The following is a 16,992-nucleotide window of genomic DNA, read 5'->3' on the forward strand; positions in this document are numbered from 1 at the left end:
GGCTCCCTCTTCTCGATCCGATCTGCTATCTATTATAAGATAGCAAAGACAAGGGCGAGGGGAATGGCATGACGACAACGGATAGGCCGCAGCCGCGCATCACCGATGAGGGCGTGACGGCGCTGCGGGCGCGAATCGGCATCGCCCAGCCCAACCCGGTGCCGCCGCACTACTTGCGGCCGGGCACAGACATCTTCCGCATCGTCGCGCGCTCCTACGGTGATGACAACCCGCTGTGGTGCGACCCCGACTATGCGACCCGCTCGCGCTGGGGTGCCCCGCTGGCGCCGTTCCCGATGGTGGGCGGTGACAGCATCGTCGGCGAGGACGTGCTGACCGAGGCCGACCTGGCCCGGCAGGACGAGCTCAAGGGTGACCCGCTGCGCGGCGTGCACGCCTTCTACTCCGCTTGCGAGCGCGAATGGTGGTCTCCGCTGTGGGCCGGCCGAGCCGTCAAGCGCCGCAACGCCTTGGTGGGTGTGCTCGACAAGCCGAGCGAGTTCAGCAACCGGGCGGTGCACGAGTGGAACGCGAACGTGTTCGCCGATGCCGACGGAACGCCGTTGTCGGGCCAGTACCGGCTGATGATCCGTACCGAACGCGACGAAGCTCGCAAGAACAAGAAGTACGACAAGGTCGTGATCGAGCCCTGGACCGAGGAGCAGATCGCCGAAATCGACGCCCAGTACGCCGCCGAGCGTGCCCGCGGCGCAGAACCGCGCTGGTTCGAGGATGTGGCGGAGGGCGACGCGATCACCCCGATGGTCAAAGGCCCGCTCACGGTCACCGATATGGTCGTCTGGCACACCGGCATGGGCATGGGCATGTACGGCGTCTCCGCCCTGCGCCTGGGCTACCGCAACCGCCAGCGCATCCCCCGCTTCTACCACCGCGACGACCTCGGCGTGTGGGACGCGATGCAGCGCGCGCACTGGGATCCCGAATTCGCCCGGCGTTCTGGCAATCCGTCCACATTCGACTATGGCCGGATGCGGGAAACCTGGATGATCCACGCTTGCACCGACTGGATGGGCGATGACGCCTGGCTGTGGAAGCTGCGGGTGGAGTTCCGCCAATTCAACTATGTGGGCGACGCGCAGTGGATCACCGGAAAGGTTGTCCGCAAACACCTCGTGACCGACGGCAACGGCGTGCACCCGGCGGTGGATCTGGAGCTGACCGCGACCAACCAGCGTGGCCAGGTCACCGCCCCCGGCACCGCGACCATATTCCTGCCCAGCCGCGAGCACGGCCCGGTCGTGCTGCCGGCGCCGATCGGCGGAGCGAGCACGCTCGACGGCGCGCTGCAGGCTTCCATCACGCATTTCGACCGGAAATGACCCTGCCGCTGGACGGCTTGCTGGTCGTCGCGATGGAACAGGCGGTGTCCGCGCCCTATGGCACGCGACAGCTCGCCGACCTCGGCGCGCGCGTGATCAAGGTGGAACGCCCGGACGGTGGAGACTTCGCCCGGCACTTTGACAGCTACGCCAACGGAACCGGCGCGCACTTCGCCTGGGCCAACCGCAACAAGCAGTCGCTGACCCTGGACGCGAAGGCCCCGGAAGGCCGGCGGGTGCTCGACACGCTGCTGTCCCGTGCCGATGTTTTCGTGCAAAATCTCGCCCCCGGCGCGGCTTCCAGGCTCGGGCTCGGCGGCGCGCAGCTGCTCGCCGCGCATCCGGGCCTGATCGTCTGCGAGATCTCCGGCTATGGCACCGGCGGCCCTTACGACGACCGCAAGGCCTATGACCTTCTCATCCAGGCCGAGTCCGGGCTCACGGCGATCACCGGCAGCCTGGCCGAGCCGATCAAACCGGGGATCTCGGTGGCCGACATCGCGGCGGGCATGTACGCCTTCTCTTCTGTGCTTTCGGCTCTACTGGGCCGCCATCGCACCGGGACGGGCTGCGTGCTCGAGGTGTCGATGCTCGACGCGATGGCCGACTGGATGGGTTACCCATTGGTGGTAAGCAAGCACGGCTCAACGCCGGACCTCGCTTCCGGCATGAGTCATCCGGCCATCGCGCCCTACGACGCCTATCCCAGCGCCGACGGGCGGCTGGTGGCGGTGAGCGTGCAGAACGATCGGGAATGGGTAAAGCTCGCCACCGCCGTGCTGCGCCGGCCCGAGCTGGCCGCCGATCCGAGGTATGCCACCAATCAGGCTCGGGTGGCCCACCGGGCGGAGATCGATGCGTTGCTGGGCAAGGCGATCGGCGGCCTCGACGCGGGCGCGGCAGTCCAATTGCTGCACCGCTCCGGGATCGGCTGCTCGGTCGTCAACGAAGTGGCCGAGGTGGTCGAGCATCCGCAACTGGTCACCCGGCAGCGCTGGCTGACCGTCGACGCCCCGGCCGGGCCGGTCGCCGTCCCGCTGGCACCGCCGGTCAGCTCGGCCTGGCGCACGCCAGCCGGGCCTGTGCCGGCGCTCGGGGAACACACCGACGCGATCCTCGGCGAGCTCGGCTATGACGACGTGGCCATCCGGCGGCTACATGACGAGGGTGTCGTGTGAAATGGAGCAGCAAATGACGGTCACCTCAGAAGAGGACCTGGAGCAGTTTCGCGTCGGTGTCCGAAGTGCACTGAGCGCGATCAGTGATTCCGCGCGGGTGCGCTCCCTCATGGCCACCGAGCGCGGATGGGACGACGCCACGTGGCGGGTCCTGGCCGGGCAGCTCGATCTCGCCGGCCTCATGCTGCCCGAGGAGGTTGGCGGGAGCGGCCTTGGCCCCGCCGAGCTTTCCGTCGCGATCGAAGAGTGCGGCGCTGCGCTCGTTTGCTCGCCACTTTTCGCCACTTCAGTTTTGGCTGTACCGCTTCTTCTCGCCCTCGACGACCCAGTTGCCCTGTCCACCTATGGGCCGCGCATCGCCGGCGGCGAGCTCACCGCGACCGTGGCGCTGGCCGAGGCGGGCGCGCAGTGGGACGTCGCGTCGGTGCGCGCCAACGCCCAGCGCACCGGCGACGGCTGGGCGATCAGCGGGGTCAAGCACAACGTCGTCGACGGCGCCACCGCGGGCCTGCTGCTCGTGGTCGCCCAGACCTGGGAAGGGCTCGGGGTCTTCGCGGTGCCACGGGATGCGCCCGGAATCACCGTGCAGCCATTGGTCACGCTCGACCTGACCCGAAAGATGGCTCGGCTGGAATTCGCCGAAACGCCGGCGACCCTGATCGGTTCCCTCGGTGACGAATCGGCGCTCACCGCCGCCACCGACGTCTCCCGAGCGCTGCTCGCTGCCGAGCAAACCGGTGTGGCGCAACGGAGTCTTGACATGATCGTCGACTACGCGAAGACGCGTATCCAATTCGGCCGCCCGATCGGCCAGTTCCAGGTGATCAAGCAGCGCCTCGCCGACGCGCTCATCCAGATCGAATCGGCCCGCTCCGCTGCCTATGTCGCCAATCGATCGTTGCGCACAGAACTGGCCCGCAACTCGCGGGTCGCCGCCATCATGGCCACCGAGGCGGCGACCTGGATCACCGCACAGGCCATCCAGCTGCACGGTGGCATCGGCTTCACCTGGGAACACGACGCACACCTGTACTTCAAGCGAGCCCGCGCCAGTGCGGGTCTGCTCGGCCAGGTCGGCGAACACGTCAAGGCGCTCGGCGACATGCTCGAGCAGATCGCCTGACCGGCGAGAGGGGCAACTTTTTATGTACCAGACAATCAAGGTGGAAAAGCACGGCCATGTCGGCTGGCTGATTAACAATCGGCCTGAAGCGCTCAATGCGATGAACAACGCCATGCGCGACGAGCTCGCTGAGGCTTGGCTGGAGCTGGATCGCGACCCGGCCGTGCGCGTCATCGTGCACACCGGCGAGGGGCGGGCCTTCCAGACCGGGGCCGACCTCAAGGAGGTCGCCACCGACGGGGTCGGCATGCAGCGGTACTCAGATGACATGCTTGCTCTTGATTTGCATTTCACCTCCTGGCACCAGCACGTGGCCAAGCCGGTCATCACTGCCGTCAACGGTTTGTGCGCGGGCGGCGGGCTGCATTTCGTCGCCGACGCCGACATCGTCATCGCTTCCTCCGACGCGACCTTCTTCGACCCGCACGTCAGCGTCGGCCAGGTCACCGCGATCGAGGCGATCGGGCTGGCCAAAAAGCTGCCGTTCGAAGCGGTCATGCGGATGGCCCTGGTTGGCGCGCACGAGCGGATGACCGCGCAGCGCGCCTACGAGCTGGGCATGATCAGCCAGATCGTCGACCCGCCGGCGAAGCTGCGCGAGGCGGCACAGGAGCTGGCCGAGAAGGTCGCCCGCAACTCACCTGCCGCGATGGCCGCCACCAAGAAGGCGCTGTGGGCGGCGCTGGAACTCGGCCTCACCGACGCCTGCAAGGTCGGCGCCCAGCATCTGGTCGGGATGTGGGGACACCCGGACCAGACCGAGGGCCCACTCGCCTTCGTCGAAAAGCGCGAACCCCTCTGGAAGGATTGACGCCATCATGAGAAGCACACTTGTGGAAGGAAGAACCGCGATTGTCACCGGTGCCGCGCAAGGCATCGGGCTCGCCATCGCCACCCTTCTCGCCGAGCACGGCGCTTCGGTGGTCATCAGCGACATCAACATCGACGCCGCCACCCAGTCCGCGGAATCCTTGCGGAGCAAGGGTTATCACGCCATCGCGGTCGCCTGTGACGTCACCGACGAACAGGCGGTGGAGTCGCTTGCCGACACCTGCCAACGCGAATTCGGCTCGGTCGACATCATGGTGAACAACGCGGGAATCACCCGCGATGCCACGATGACGAAAATGACCCTCGCGGATTTCCGCACAGTTCTCGACGTCCACCTCACCGGAGCCTGGCTCGGCACCCGCGCCGCGGGCCGCGTGATGCGTGAGCAACGCCGCGGCGCCATCGTGAACATCTCCTCGATTTCAGGAAAGGTCGGCAACTTCGGCCAGACCAACTACAGCGCGGCCAAAGCCGGGATGGTGGGTCTCACCAAGGCCTCGGCCAAAGAGCTTGCCAAATATGGCGTGCGGGTCAACGCGATCCAGCCCGGCCTCATTCGCACCGCGATGACCGCCGCGATGCCGCCGGAAGTGCTGGCGCAGAAGATGGCCGAGATCCCGCTCGGCCGGATAGGCGAGCCTGAGGACATCGCCCGCGCTGCGCTGTTTCTCGCCTCCGACCTTTCCGGATACATCACCGGCACTGTTACCGAGGTGACCGGCGGCCGCCATATGTGACTGCGCGTCACGGATCCAGTCATCATCCAGTATCAATCCAGCTGTCATCTGTACGGTCGGCGCGTCCGGGACTCTGCCCGCCGATCGAGAGGTGTGACTATTGTGCTGAGAAGGAGCTGGCTTCGAGCCACTGCCCCGGTGACCGCATTTGTTTTGATGGCGGGCGCCCTGGTCGGGATGTCTAGTCCCGCGCAGGCCGCGGCCACGCCCATCGTCTCTCAATCCACCGCGATGAATTTCCGGCTGGCGACCACCGAACAGGTCCTGGCGATGGCCGCCGAGGGCAACGGAAAGCTGGTGACCCTCGGCTCGAAGGCGGCCGAGGGCAAAGGCGTCAGCGGCGGCGTGACGATCCAGGTCACGTGTTATCTGGACATGACCCTTCCGCACGGGGGAGGCTCCGCGGACGCCGACATCCTCGTCGACGGCTGGTTCACCTGCGACGATTACATTCACCTCGGTGTGCTGACGGTGGAGCTCTACCGTGGCGCGGACCGGGTCGCGAACACCACCGCGACCTACCCCTACGTGTACGGGATCTTCGCCACCGCAGGCGTGACGACCTGCACCGAAGGTTGGTACGTAGGGATTGTGGGCGCGACCGTCGCCCGCTATGACCTGACCCCGCCCTCGGACACGCTGAGCATTGTCAGTTACCCGGTCTACATCGGTTGCGGCCCGCCTCCCCCGCCGCCGACCGGGCCGCTTGTCGTGAACAACCCGGGCAACCGGCAGTCGATCGAGGGTAGCCCCGCATCGGTGCAGATGACCGCGACCGGCGGGACCAAGCCTTACACCTGGTCCGCCACCGGCTTGCCCACCGGACTGTCGATCAACTCCAGCACCGGTCTGATCAGTGGCACCACCAGCCGCATCGGCGGTTTCGCGATCACGGTCACGGCGACCGACGCGGCCGGGCGAACAGCCAGCACCCAGTTCACCTGGGCGGTCAAACGCGACGGTTGCGCGCACTGCTAGGCAGCCGAGATGGCCGGGAGTGCCCGAACTCCCGGCCATCCATCGGGTTAAAGCCTTACATGAGCGTGGCGCCGTACCACTGCAGCGATCCGATGTGGATGTCGAACAGTGGTCGCCGGACAGGTGCGTACCAGACCCGCCACGAGCCGGTCGCCCAGCCGGTGTTCGTCCAGCACGGGGTGTCGAGCACGCCTGCGGTGATGGTGCCGCGCGCCACCGCGCCCCACTGGAGGAACGGCCACCTGATCACGAGGCCGTAGTTGTAAACGGGCCCGCCGCTGTCGCCGGGGGCGGCGATGCAGTTGCCCACGAACGGCCCGGCCGGGACCTTCTCGGCCCGGGTCAGCGGCGCGATGCCCAGCACGCTGGTGTTGACGGCGACCACCCGGATGTTGCAGTGTTCACCGCTGCGTGCGCCGCCGGTGCAGATCCAGTTGCCGACGTAGTCGGGCGTGGAGCCGATCACCTTGGCGCTGGTAGAGCTGTTCCACGGGCCGGTGTAGATGCGCCCGGCGAAGGTGCGACCCTGCGGCCGGTTGATGAGCAGATGGTCACGTGCGTTGATGTCACCGATGACAGTCGTGTTGGGCTGGGTGGCGTTGCCGATGCGCACCACATTGGACACCGGGATCGCGGGTGGCCCGTCGGCGCAGTGCGCGGCGGAGAGCATCCGCGGCTGGCCCCCGGCGATGACGCTGAATCCGGTGGAGCATGAGGTGCCCCAGCTGAGGTTGCTCCAGCGCGCGCCGCCCCAGTAGGGCGAGATGTCGTTCTGCCGGTCGAACAACAGCTCTGGGCTTCGGTCGACGTTGACACTCACCCGCAGCCGCGCCTCACGCCGGACGGCTTCGGCGTCGGCGTCATTGCCGACAGTCACCGTCACGCCGGAGCCGTCGGCATTGGGCGACGCCTCGCCGACGCGCTTGTCCGCGCCCAGCCGGGTGACCTCGTCGTTCAGCTCGGCCTGGCTGTAGGCGGCCGAACCGAACTCCACCGGGACCCCGCTCTCGGCGGCCCGCTGCTTGACATCGGCAGGTATCTCGCCCTTCCAGAAGACTTGCAGCGCGCGCTTCTCCGGCGCGGCGACCAGGCCGCTGAATCCTTCGGAACGCTCCGACAGGATGTAGTCGGCCGCGCTGTTCAAGCGGTCCTGCGTGTCGGTGAGTTCTTCCCAGGACCGGAATCCGGCGGGCGGGGTTTCGCTGGGGGCGGAGTCTTGGTCCTGCTTGGGTTCTTCCGCCGCATAGGCCGGGGCGGCAAACATCCCCGCGAGGAGGATCGCGACGCCGAGGAAAGCCTGGGCGTGGCGGCGATATCTAGGGTTCATGGAGGCCATCGTGGGGAATTCGGCAGCGCCAGACGGCAAAACTTGAATCGTATTGAACGCCGCTGTGCACCCGTGAACGCCGCAACGGCAGTGCGGCATCCGGAACGGCCACCTCCGCAACGACCGCACGCATCGTTATATTCACTGGCATCCGCACCTTGTCGGTGCGGGAAGCTTGTGGCGATGTTGTAAAGGATGCTGGAAATCACGCCAGGGGTGCGAGACGCCGGATCGCGCGGATCGGGAACGTGGGCCGCGCCGGGTGCCAGACGTCGCTGTCGCCGAAGGACCACGCATAGATCGGGTTACCTTCGCGAATGCATTCGAGGAGGGCCGGCTCGCCCAGTTGCGCGGCCGACCACTCGTAGGTTGTTGCAGCCGCGGTGCGATGAGTCCGTAGTCCAGCGCTTGGCCGACGTTGCGCTCGGCCGCCAGGTAACCCGCCACGTCGTCCCAGAGCGGGTACCGGTCGGGAAGGACCCGGGAAAGGGAGAGGAAGATCCCGGTCATCCCGAGCCGGGGGTCGCCGAGGAGGGGACCCATCCAGCCGAGCCGGCCGAGTGCCAGGCGCGGCTCCGCGACCAGGGCATGGGCGTAGAGCACCCGCAGCAGCACCACGTTGAGGAAGAACCGCTCCGGACGGCTCTCGCCCGCCGCGAGCTCGCGATTCGCGAGGTAGGACGACACGATGCTGGCATTGTGCGCCCTGTACCAGGTGCGGGCCGTCGGATGGGAAACGAAGGACATCCACAGCCTGACCGCGGGTGACGACGGCGTTCCGCCCAGGCCGCCACTTCGGGCGACGGCCTCGCAGCCGTCGCGCAGCAGCCGCTCGTTGACCGCCCGCCACCACGGGCTTCCCGGCGGCGCGGCGGTCAGCGGCGCGAGCACGCCGCGGCCGAGCTGCCAGCGCATGAACGACAGGGCCGCCCGGCGAAATGGCAGGTGTTGCGGCGCATGACCGTTCGGGCCGCGGTAGGTCCGGGCCGTCAGCGCAAGACGGGCCGCCGGATCGTCGCGCACGGCTTCGACCTGGCCAAGTGCCCAAGCTGCGGCGGAGGGTGCGGATGCCACGCCTCCATGGTCGGGCAGAGCGCCGGATGTGTCCGCCGAAGCCGGGGAATGACTCAGAGCGCCGCCGGGACGCTGGGTAACCATTACGCCACCCTCCGATATGGGCGGACCTCAGCGCTGCGAAAGGAAGGCCATTGACGTTTGATACGTTTCAGTCCTAGGGTCGCCTCACGGTTCAAAACCTGGCGGAAACGCGGGCGACACAGGAAGGCGCGGGCATGGCGGGGATTGACGTGATCCAAGACCGGCGCGGTCCGGCCTGGGCCAGCCACCTTCACCCGGTGTTTTCCACGATCGCCTGGTGCGCTGCGCTTAACGCCATGTGGCTGGCGTTCACCCTGCTGGGCGGTGTCGTGTTGGGCGCCGGTCCGGCCACGGTGGCCGCCTGCATCGTGGCCCGCCGTCACCTGCGGGGTGAAACGATTCGCTGGCGCGATTTCGCGGCCGTGTGGCGCAAGGAGTTCTGGCGCGGCACGATCGTGGTCGCGCCGGTCGCCGCGGTGGTGATCCTTCTATATTCCAACTATGTTTACTTTTCCGCCCTGGGGCCGGCGGCCGGCGGGGCGCGGCTGGTGACATTGGCCGCCCTGATGCTCGCGATCGGGGCCGGATCGTATGTCGCGCCGATGTACGCGCACTACGACCTACCACTGCATCGGTATGCGCCCAAGGCTTTGCGCTTCGCCCTGGGCCGCCCGGCATCCACTTTCATCCTTGTCTTCAGCTTCGCCGTGTGCGCCGTCATCACCGCGCTGATGCCGGTGCTGCTGGCGGTCATCTCCATCGGCCTCTGGTGGCAGGCAAGCACCTACCTGTGCGTGCGCTTCTTCCAGGAGAACGAGGATCGGCTGGCTCGGCGGGCCGATCCGGAAAGCGCTGTCCCGATGACCTCCCTGCCGGTCGAGCCGTTACGGATCCGCTGAGCAGGCTGCGGAGTCGCGATCGGCGAACGACCTCCCTACCAAAGCAAGAGGGGATTGGTACCAAGATAATGAAACCTTTCAAGAACTTGTCGGCTGTCTTCACCACATTGGCCCTGACATTGCCGTTGGCGCTGGTGAGCTGCGGCGAGGACGAGAAGACCGATGCGGCCGACCTCGCCACGCTCACCATCATGGCTCCATTGCTCAGCGGCGATGCCGCGGCTCCAGCGGTCGACGGCGAGATGCACAAAGCGGTAGAAGCGCTGAGCGGTAAGAAACTAGAGATTACGTGGGTACCCAACTCGAACTACGGCGACCGGATGAACGTCACCCTGGCCTCGGACAAGCTGCCCGAAGTCATGGTGGTGCAGGGCAAGCTGCCCGCTTTCGTGCAGTCGGCGCAGGCGGGAGCGTTCTGGGACCTCACCGGGAAGCTCGACGCCTACCCGAACCTGAAGGCGGAGAACAAACAGGTCGAGCTGAACTCCTCGATCAACGGCCAGGTCTTCGGCGTCTACCGGCGGCGCGACCCGATGCGCGCCGCTGTCCTGGTGCGCAAGGACTGGCTCACCAAGCTCGGCCTGAGCATGCCCGAGACCGTCGACGACCTGTACAAGGTCGCCAAAGCGTTCACCGAGAACGACCCGGACGGCAACGGCAAGAAGGACACCTATGGCCTGATCGTGCCGAAGTGGCCCGGGGTGTACGCGACCGCCAGCCCCTACGACGTCATCGAGACCTGGTTCGGCGCCCCCAACGGCTGGGGCGAACGCAACGGGAAGCTGGTGCCCGGCTTCGACACGCCAGAGTTCCTTGAGGCCAACCGTTTCGTCAAGAAGATGATCACCGAGGGTCTGGTGAACCCGGACTTCGCCACATTGGACAGTGCCAAGTGGGACACGCCGTTCTTCACCGGAAAGGGCGGCATCATCATCGATGTCAGCTCACGCGGCGGGGTGCAGCTCAGACTTTTCAAAGAGAAGGACCCGGCCAATTACGGCAGCTTCGTCGACATGACCGGCAACCTGACCGGCCCGGACGGCAAGAAGCACTCCTACCCGACGGTGGGCTACAACGGTTTCCTGGCCATCTCCAAGCAGAGCGTGCCGACCGAGACCGAGCTCAAGGACGTGCTGACCGTGCTCAACAAGCTGAGCTCGAAGGAAGGCCAGATCCTGCTCAACAACGGCTTCGAGGGCAAGAACTTCACCGTGCAGGAGGGCTACGCGCTGGGCAAGTCGGCCACCGACCCGGCCATCAAGACGGTCACCAATGATGTGATGTCCTTCGCCCAGATCGGCACGGCTACCAACGGGTACCTGGCCTACATTGCGCTGCCCGCCGGCCAGGCCGAGAAGGAACAGTACGAGAAACGTGTGAAGTTCCACAAGGCCGACGAGGCGAGCGCGGTGCCCAACCCGGCGCAGGCCATCGTCTCCAAGACCCAGGTGGCCAAGGGCGCGCAGCTGGACCAGATCATCGCCGACGCACGGATCAAGTTCCTGGCCGGGCAGATCGATGAGGCCGGTCTGAAAGCGGAGATCCAGCGCTGGTATTCGCAAGGCGGTCAACAGATCGTCGATGAGATGAACGAGCAATACGCGAAGATCAAGAAGTAGGGGGACGACGGTGGGCAAGGTCCGGCTGCGCACTCGCCTGGTCCGGTACAGGTGGCTGTTTGTGCTTCTGCTGCCGGGCCTCGCCTACTTCGCCATCTTCAGATACGCGCCGATGTACGGCGTCACCATCGCCTTTCAGGATTACCTCCCGTTTCTCGGCTTCTCCGGCAGCCCGTGGGTGGGCTGGAAGCATTTCGAGAATCTGTTCTCCAGCCCCGACTTTCCCCGGGTGCTGACCAACACTTTGATTCTGGCTCTGCTCAATGCGGTGTTCGTCTTTCCCGCGCCGATTGTGGTCGCGTTGCTGCTCAACGAGCTGCGGTTGTCCGTGCTCAAGCGCGCGATCCAATCGGCGATCTACATTCCGCATTTCCTGTCCTGGACCATAGTCGCGGCGCTGACCTACCTGCTGTTCGCTTTGGACACCGGCCCGATCACGCAGCTGATGAACGGATTGTTCAACGCGCGCTTCGACTTCCTGGCCGACCCGGATTGGTTCCGGCCGCTGGTGATCGCCCAGACCCTGTGGAAGTCGGTGGGCTGGGGCACCATCATCTATCTCGCCGCCCTGGCCGGGGTCGACCCCAACCTGTACGAGGCGGCCCGCATCGACGGCGCGAACCGCTGGCGGCAGATGTGGCATGTCACCCTGCCGACGATCCGTTCCACCATCGTGGTGATGGCGATCCTGTTGGCCGGCAACCTGCTCGACACCGGCTTCGAACAGATCTACCTGCTGACCAATTCGCTGAACCGTTCCGTGGCCGAGGTTTTCGACACCTACGTCTACTTCCTGGGCATCACCCAGGGCGCCTACAGCTATTCCACCGCGGTCGGCCTCTTCAAAGCGGTGGTGGGCATCATTTTGATCTACGGCGTGAACTGGCTGGCCCGCCGGTTCCACCACACCGGCTTGTTCTAGGGGAACGCCATGGCAGTCAACAGAAGCACGCCGGCCGGCCGGGTCTTCGACGCCGTCAACGTCGTGGTGCTGGTGGCCCTCGCGGTCGTCACGATTTTGCCTTTCATCTACGTGACCGCGGGCTCGTTCGCCAAGGAGTCCGAGCTCGCGGAGCGCTCGTTTTTCCTGTGGCCGCGCGAGGTCGTCACCGACACCTATCGCTATATCTTCTCCACCGACACGTTTCTGCGCAGCCTGATCGTGACCATCGCGGTCACCGCTGTCGGCATGATCATCCAGGTGCTGCTCACCTTCACCATGGCCTACCCGTTGGCCAAACGGCATCTGCCGGGCCGAAACCTGTTGCTGAACCTGGTCATCTTCACGATGGTGTTCAGCGGTGGCCTGATCCCCACCTACCTGATCGTGCGTGAGCTTGGCCTGCTCGACACCTATTGGGCGCTGATCCTGCCACTGGCGATCAACCCGTTCTACCTGATCATCGTGAAGAATTTCTTCCAGGAATTGCCCGAGGAGCTGCAGGAGGCCGCGCAGATCGACGGCTGCACCGAGCTCGGCGTGTTCTGGCGCATCGTGCTCCCGTTGTCCAAACCGATTATCGCGACGATGGGTCTGTTCTACGCGGTGGCCATCTGGAACGACTTCATGTCGCCGCTGCTCTACATCGACGACTCAACCAAATGGACTTTGCAGATGTTCGTGCGTCAGGTGACTGTCTCCTCCGACATGGCCAACACGCTGGGCCAGATAGATCCGAACTACATACCGCCGGAACAGGGGCTCAAGTTCTCGGTCATCGTCGTCGCCACGGTGCCGATCCTGTTGCTGTATCCGTTCCTGCAGCGGCATTTCGCCAAGGGCATCCTCATCGGGTCGGTGAAGGGGTGACGGTGATCCTGCTGGCCGGTGACTCCACGGTCGCCGCGTGCCCGGCCGACGAAACGCCGATGTCCGGGTGGGGCGCGCATCTCGGCGCGCCGCTCAACGCCGGGGTCAATGAGGCGTTGGTGTCGCGTGGCCGGCCGGCGGTCACCGTCGCGGTGCTCAACGTGGCCAAGGGCGGCGCGACGACGGCAAGCCACCGCGCCGAAGGGCTCTGGGACGCCTTGCTCGCACAGGCAAATCCGAGCGACATGGTCGTCATCCAATTTGGACACAACGACCAGAAATACGAAGACTTGCCCGCTTATGGTGCCTTCCGGGCCAACCTGGAAAGGTTCATCGCCGAGGCCCGCGCGGCCGGTTGCCATCCGGTGCTTTGCACACCGCTTGCGCGGCGCTACTTCCAGGGCGATCGGCTGACCAACACCCATGGCGAGTATCCGGACGCCGTCCGCGCCGCCGCCCGCTCGGCCAACGTCCCTCTGCTCGATCTGACCGCCTGGAGCACCAAGCTTTACGAAGGCCTTGGGCCGGTAAATTCCAAGTCATTGTTCACCGATCGCGACGATTCGCATTTTGGCTTCACCGGGGCATGCGTCGTGGCGCAACACGTTGCCGAGCAACTAACGCCTTTGATTCTCTATTTGTGGGGTACGAAGTGAGCACCGCGCTGAATTGGCTAAGCGAGCCCAGGCCCACCGGTGTCACGTGGGGGGTGCCGTGGCCACGTAGCACCGTCGCCCCCGACGCCCCCTTCGCGCTGCGGTGCCAGGAAAGCGAAGTTCCGGTGCAGAGCTGGGTCACCGCGACTTGGCCCGACGGCTCGGTGAAATGGTCGGCACACGCCATCGGGCCGCAGCCGGATCCGGCCGGCTCCTACGAACTCGTGCCCGGGTCGATTCCGGCCACCGGGGAACAGGTTGTCCACCTTGTCGAGTCGCAGGATGCGCTGACCGTCCACACCGGAGCGGTCAGCTGGGTCCTCCCCCACGACGGCCCGCTTCTGGTGCGCAAGGCCGAACGCGACGGGCGCGAGATAGTGCGCGATGTCCGGCTGGTGAGCCTGTGGCAGGGCGAGCCCACCCCGGACGGCGCCGGCACCGTGGCCCGGCACGAGATGCGCGGGCACGTGACGACGCTGACGGTCGAACATGCGGGGCCGGTGCGAGCCGTCGTCAGGCTCGATGGCCGGCATGAGCCGACCGGGCCGGGCGGGCGGTCCTGGCTGCCGTTCACCGTGCGGCTGTATTTCTATGCGGGCGCCGAGGACATGAGGGTCGTCCACACCTTCCTCTGGGACGGCGAGGCGGAGCGGGATTTCCTGGCCGGGCTTGGGCTGCAGGCCGATGTGCCGATGCCCGACGAGCCGCACGACCGGCATGTGCGCCTGGCCGGGCCGGCCGGCGACGATCACCTGCCGGGCTTTCTCACCGAGGCGGTGCGTGGCATCACCGGCCTGCGCCGCGACCCGGGTGAGAGTTTCCGGCTCGCCCAGGTGGCCGGGCGGGCCTGCGGACCGGTCGAGGAGTGGGCCGACACGGTTTCCCGGCGGGTGCATTTGATTCCACAATGGACAGATTGGACGCTGGATCAGGCCAGCGCTGACGGTTTCACCCTTCGCAAGCGCACCGGCCCCGGCTGCGGCTGGGTCACCATTCCGGCCTCGACCCGCGCGGCCGGGTACGGCTATGTGGGCGGAACCGTTGGTGGCCTAGGATTTGGGCTGCGGGACTTCTGGAAACTGCACCCGACCCGCCTCGACATCCGGGGTGCCGCCACCCCGACCGCCACCGCGACGGTCTGGATGTGGTCGCCGTCGGCCCCGGCCATGGATTTGCGCTTCTATCACGACGGCCTGGGTCAGGACGACTACGCCCAGCAGCTGGAGGCCCTCGAAATCACCTACGAGGACTACGAGCCCGGATTCGGGTCGGCACACGGCATCGCCCGCACCCACGAGCTCGTGTTGCGGGCCTATGCGGGCACGCCCTCTGCGCAGCGGCTGGCGCAGGACGCCGCTGCCCTCAACGACCCGCCCTTGCTGGTGTGCTCACCGCAACGACTGCACCAGGCCGGCATCTTCGGCGACTGGGCGCCGGCCGACCGGTCGACCGCGGAGCGGGCCGAAATCGAGGACCGACTCGACTTCCTTTTCGGCTTCTATACCGGGCAACAGGAACAGCGGCGCTGGTACGGCTTCTGGGACTACGGCGACGTGATGCACGCCTACGACCACGATCGGCACCAGTGGCGCTACGACGTGGGCGGCTACGCCTGGGACAATTCAGAGCTGTCACCGGATCTGTGGCTGTGGCACCAGTTCCTGCGCACTGGCCGCGCCGACGTCTTCCGCTTCGCCGAGGCGATGACCCGGCACACCGGCGAGGTTGACGTCTACCACCTGGGCCGGTGGAAGGGCCTGGGCACCCGCCACAACGTGCAGCACTGGGGGTGCAGCGCCAAGCAGCTGCGCATCTCCAGCGCGATCTACCGACGCCACTACTACTATCTGACCGCCGATGAACGCACCGGGCAGCTGCTGGCCGAGCTGGCCGACGCCGAGCGCAACTTTCTGGAGCTCGATCCCACCCGCAAGGTCCGCACCGACGTTTACACCCCCGACCGCAACGCGCTCGCGGTCGGGCTGGGGACGGACTGGGGCGCCCTCGCCGCCGCTTGGCTCACCGCCTGGGAGCGCACCGGCGACGGGCCGGCACGCGACAAGCTGCTGGGCACCATGGCCGATATCGGGGCGCTGCCGCAAGGGTTCCTGACCGGCGAAGCGCTGCTGGATCTGGACACCGGCCGGTTCGACACCACCCGCGACCAGATCGCCGTCTCCCACCTGTCGGCCGTGTTCGGCCTGGTCGAGATCTGCTCCGAACTCATCTCCCTACAGGAGGTCCCCGGGTTCACTGAGGCTTGGCTGCGCTACTGCCGGCTCTATCTGGCCACGCCAGAGGAGCAGGAAGCCGCCGTGGGCCGGCGGCTGACCGGAATCTCCCTGATCCAGGCGCACAGCCGGTTGACCGCCTACGCCGCCGCTCACCTGCGCGACGAGAGCCTTGCCCAGCGGGCTTGGCGCGCGTTTCACCACGACATCGGCGACCAGCTCAACACCAACGCGCTGCAACGACAGGCCCTTTGGTCGCTCACCTCGATCACTGGACCCGCCGTGCTCGCGCCGATCGACGAAGCACCCTTTGTGTCCACAAACGACGCCGCTCAGTATGGGCTAGCCGCCATCCAGAATCTTGCGCTCATCGCACCATGAGATCCTGGCGCTGAGGGGGTTACGCAGATGCGGCTGACGGTTCTTGGCGCATGCGGTGCTTGGCCCGACGCCGGTCAGGCGTGCAGTGGTTACCTGGTGGAGCATGAGGGGTTCAGGCTGCTGGTCGACCTGGGCTACGCGACCGTGCCACGGTTGCTGGAATCGGTTGGCGCCGAACAGATCGACGCGGTGTTCATCAGCCACGGACACCCCGATCACTGCGCCGACCTCAGCCCGCTGCTGCGGGCGCGGTTCATGCGCGATGAGCCGGCGAAGCCGCTGCCGGTCTACTCGCTGCCCGGTGCCCTCGACGCGGTGCTCGCTCTCGACCACCCCGGCCTGCTGGCCGACGCCTATGCGCTGCACGAGTTCGCCGGTGGCGACCTGCTCGACATAGGTCCTTTCCGCGCGCAGACCCGCCTGCTGCCGCATTCGGTGCCCAATGCCGGCATCCGGCTGACCGCCGCCGGAAAGGTGCTCGCCTACACCGGCGACGCCGCCCCGAGCGACGAGGTGGTGGAGCTGGCACGCGACGCTGACCTGCTCGTGGCCGAGGCCACCTATGTGGACGAGGTGCCGCCCGCGTTGCGGCGCATCCTCTCCAGCGCCCGTGACGCGGGCCGACAGGCCCGTGCCGCCGGGGCCGGCCGGCTGCTGCTGACCCACCTGCAGCCGGGCACCGATGCCTATGCCGCGCTCGCCGCCGCCCGCGCCGGGTACGACGGCGAGATCGGTGTGGCCACTTCCGGTCTCACCATCGACCTTACCGAGCGGTAACATACGG

The 16,992-nt window shown here is 66.6% G+C and carries 15 protein-coding genes; 13 read left to right on the forward strand and 2 right to left on the reverse strand.

Annotated features, from left to right (window positions below; translation table 11 throughout):
• Window positions 1-68 precede the first annotated feature (68 nt).
• The 6 genes from Rhe02_RS23665 to Rhe02_RS23690 all read left to right on the forward strand — a co-directional run bounded on the left by Rhe02_RS23665 (window position 69) and on the right by Rhe02_RS23690 (window position 6,187).
• Window positions 69-1,340 carry a hotdog family protein gene (locus Rhe02_RS23665; protein ID WP_203910521.1) on the forward strand — a complete coding sequence of 424 codons (1,272 nt, stop codon included), beginning with the start codon at window positions 69-71 and terminating at the stop codon, window positions 1,338-1,340.
• On the forward strand, window positions 1,337-2,518 hold the full coding sequence (locus Rhe02_RS23670) for a CaiB/BaiF CoA transferase family protein (RefSeq protein ID WP_203910522.1): 1,182 nt from the start codon (window positions 1,337-1,339) through the stop codon (window positions 2,516-2,518). The genes Rhe02_RS23665 and Rhe02_RS23670 overlap by 4 nt, the downstream gene beginning before the upstream one ends.
• Window positions 2,519-2,531: 13 nt before the next feature.
• On the forward strand, window positions 2,532-3,641 hold the full coding sequence (locus tag Rhe02_RS23675; RefSeq protein WP_203910523.1) for an acyl-CoA dehydrogenase family protein: 1,110 nt from the start codon (window positions 2,532-2,534) through the stop codon (window positions 3,639-3,641).
• Window positions 3,642-3,663: 22 nt separating this feature from the next.
• Window positions 3,664-4,452, forward strand: a complete 789-nt coding sequence (locus tag Rhe02_RS23680) for an enoyl-CoA hydratase/isomerase family protein (RefSeq protein WP_203910524.1) — start codon at window positions 3,664-3,666, stop codon at window positions 4,450-4,452.
• Window positions 4,453-4,459: 7 nt separating this feature from the next.
• Window positions 4,460-5,209, forward strand: coding sequence for a 3-oxoacyl-ACP reductase FabG (gene fabG / locus Rhe02_RS23685; protein WP_203910525.1), 750 nt, complete (start codon window positions 4,460-4,462; stop codon window positions 5,207-5,209).
• Between the two features lie 138 nt (window positions 5,210-5,347).
• Window positions 5,348-6,187: an Ig domain-containing protein gene (locus Rhe02_RS23690; RefSeq protein WP_203910526.1), complete on the forward strand. Its 840-nt coding sequence runs from the start codon at window positions 5,348-5,350 to the stop codon at window positions 6,185-6,187.
• Between the two features lie 55 nt (window positions 6,188-6,242).
• Here Rhe02_RS23690 and Rhe02_RS23695 read toward each other — a convergent pair whose 3' ends face one another.
• Window positions 6,243-7,514, reverse strand: coding sequence for a S1 family peptidase (locus Rhe02_RS23695; protein WP_203910527.1), 1,272 nt, complete (start codon window positions 7,512-7,514; stop codon window positions 6,243-6,245).
• 141 nt (window positions 7,515-7,655) lie between these two features.
• On the reverse strand, window positions 7,656-8,588 hold the full coding sequence (locus tag Rhe02_RS23700) for a hypothetical protein (RefSeq protein WP_203910528.1): 933 nt from the start codon (window positions 8,586-8,588) through the stop codon (window positions 7,656-7,658).
• Window positions 8,589-8,806: 218 nt separating this feature from the next.
• Between Rhe02_RS23700 and Rhe02_RS23705 the strand changes: the two genes are divergently transcribed.
• The 7 genes from Rhe02_RS23705 (at window position 8,807) to Rhe02_RS23735 (ending at window position 16,985) form a co-directional block, all read left to right on the forward strand.
• Entirely contained in the window at window positions 8,807-9,511 is a 705-nt protein-coding gene (locus tag Rhe02_RS23705) for a YesL family protein (protein WP_203910529.1), read from the forward strand.
• 68 nt (window positions 9,512-9,579) lie between these two features.
• Window positions 9,580-11,130 carry an extracellular solute-binding protein gene (locus tag Rhe02_RS23710; RefSeq protein ID WP_203910530.1) on the forward strand — a complete coding sequence of 517 codons (1,551 nt, stop codon included), beginning with the start codon at window positions 9,580-9,582 and terminating at the stop codon, window positions 11,128-11,130.
• Between the two features lie 10 nt (window positions 11,131-11,140).
• Complete coding sequence (locus Rhe02_RS23715) at window positions 11,141-12,052, forward strand: ABC transporter permease (protein ID WP_203910531.1); 912 nt, start codon at window positions 11,141-11,143, stop codon at window positions 12,050-12,052.
• A 9-nt stretch (window positions 12,053-12,061) separates the two neighbouring features.
• Window positions 12,062-12,940, forward strand: coding sequence for a carbohydrate ABC transporter permease (locus Rhe02_RS23720; RefSeq protein ID WP_203910532.1), 879 nt, complete (start codon window positions 12,062-12,064; stop codon window positions 12,938-12,940).
• Window positions 12,937-13,596 carry a rhamnogalacturonan acetylesterase gene (locus tag Rhe02_RS23725; RefSeq protein ID WP_203910533.1) on the forward strand — a complete coding sequence of 220 codons (660 nt, stop codon included), beginning with the start codon at window positions 12,937-12,939 and terminating at the stop codon, window positions 13,594-13,596. The genes Rhe02_RS23720 and Rhe02_RS23725 overlap by 4 nt, the downstream gene beginning before the upstream one ends.
• Window positions 13,581-16,208, forward strand: coding sequence for an exo-rhamnogalacturonan lyase family protein (locus tag Rhe02_RS23730; protein ID WP_203910534.1), 2,628 nt, complete (start codon window positions 13,581-13,583; stop codon window positions 16,206-16,208). Before Rhe02_RS23725 ends, Rhe02_RS23730 begins: the two co-directional genes overlap by 16 nt.
• A 27-nt stretch (window positions 16,209-16,235) precedes the next feature.
• On the forward strand, window positions 16,236-16,985 hold the full coding sequence (locus Rhe02_RS23735; RefSeq protein WP_203910535.1) for an MBL fold metallo-hydrolase: 750 nt from the start codon (window positions 16,236-16,238) through the stop codon (window positions 16,983-16,985).
• The last annotated feature ends 7 nt before the right edge of the window (window positions 16,986-16,992 follow it).

Source organism: Rhizocola hellebori, assembly GCF_016862955.1.
In the GTDB taxonomy this organism is placed as follows: domain Bacteria; phylum Actinomycetota; class Actinomycetes; order Mycobacteriales; family Micromonosporaceae; genus Rhizocola; species Rhizocola hellebori.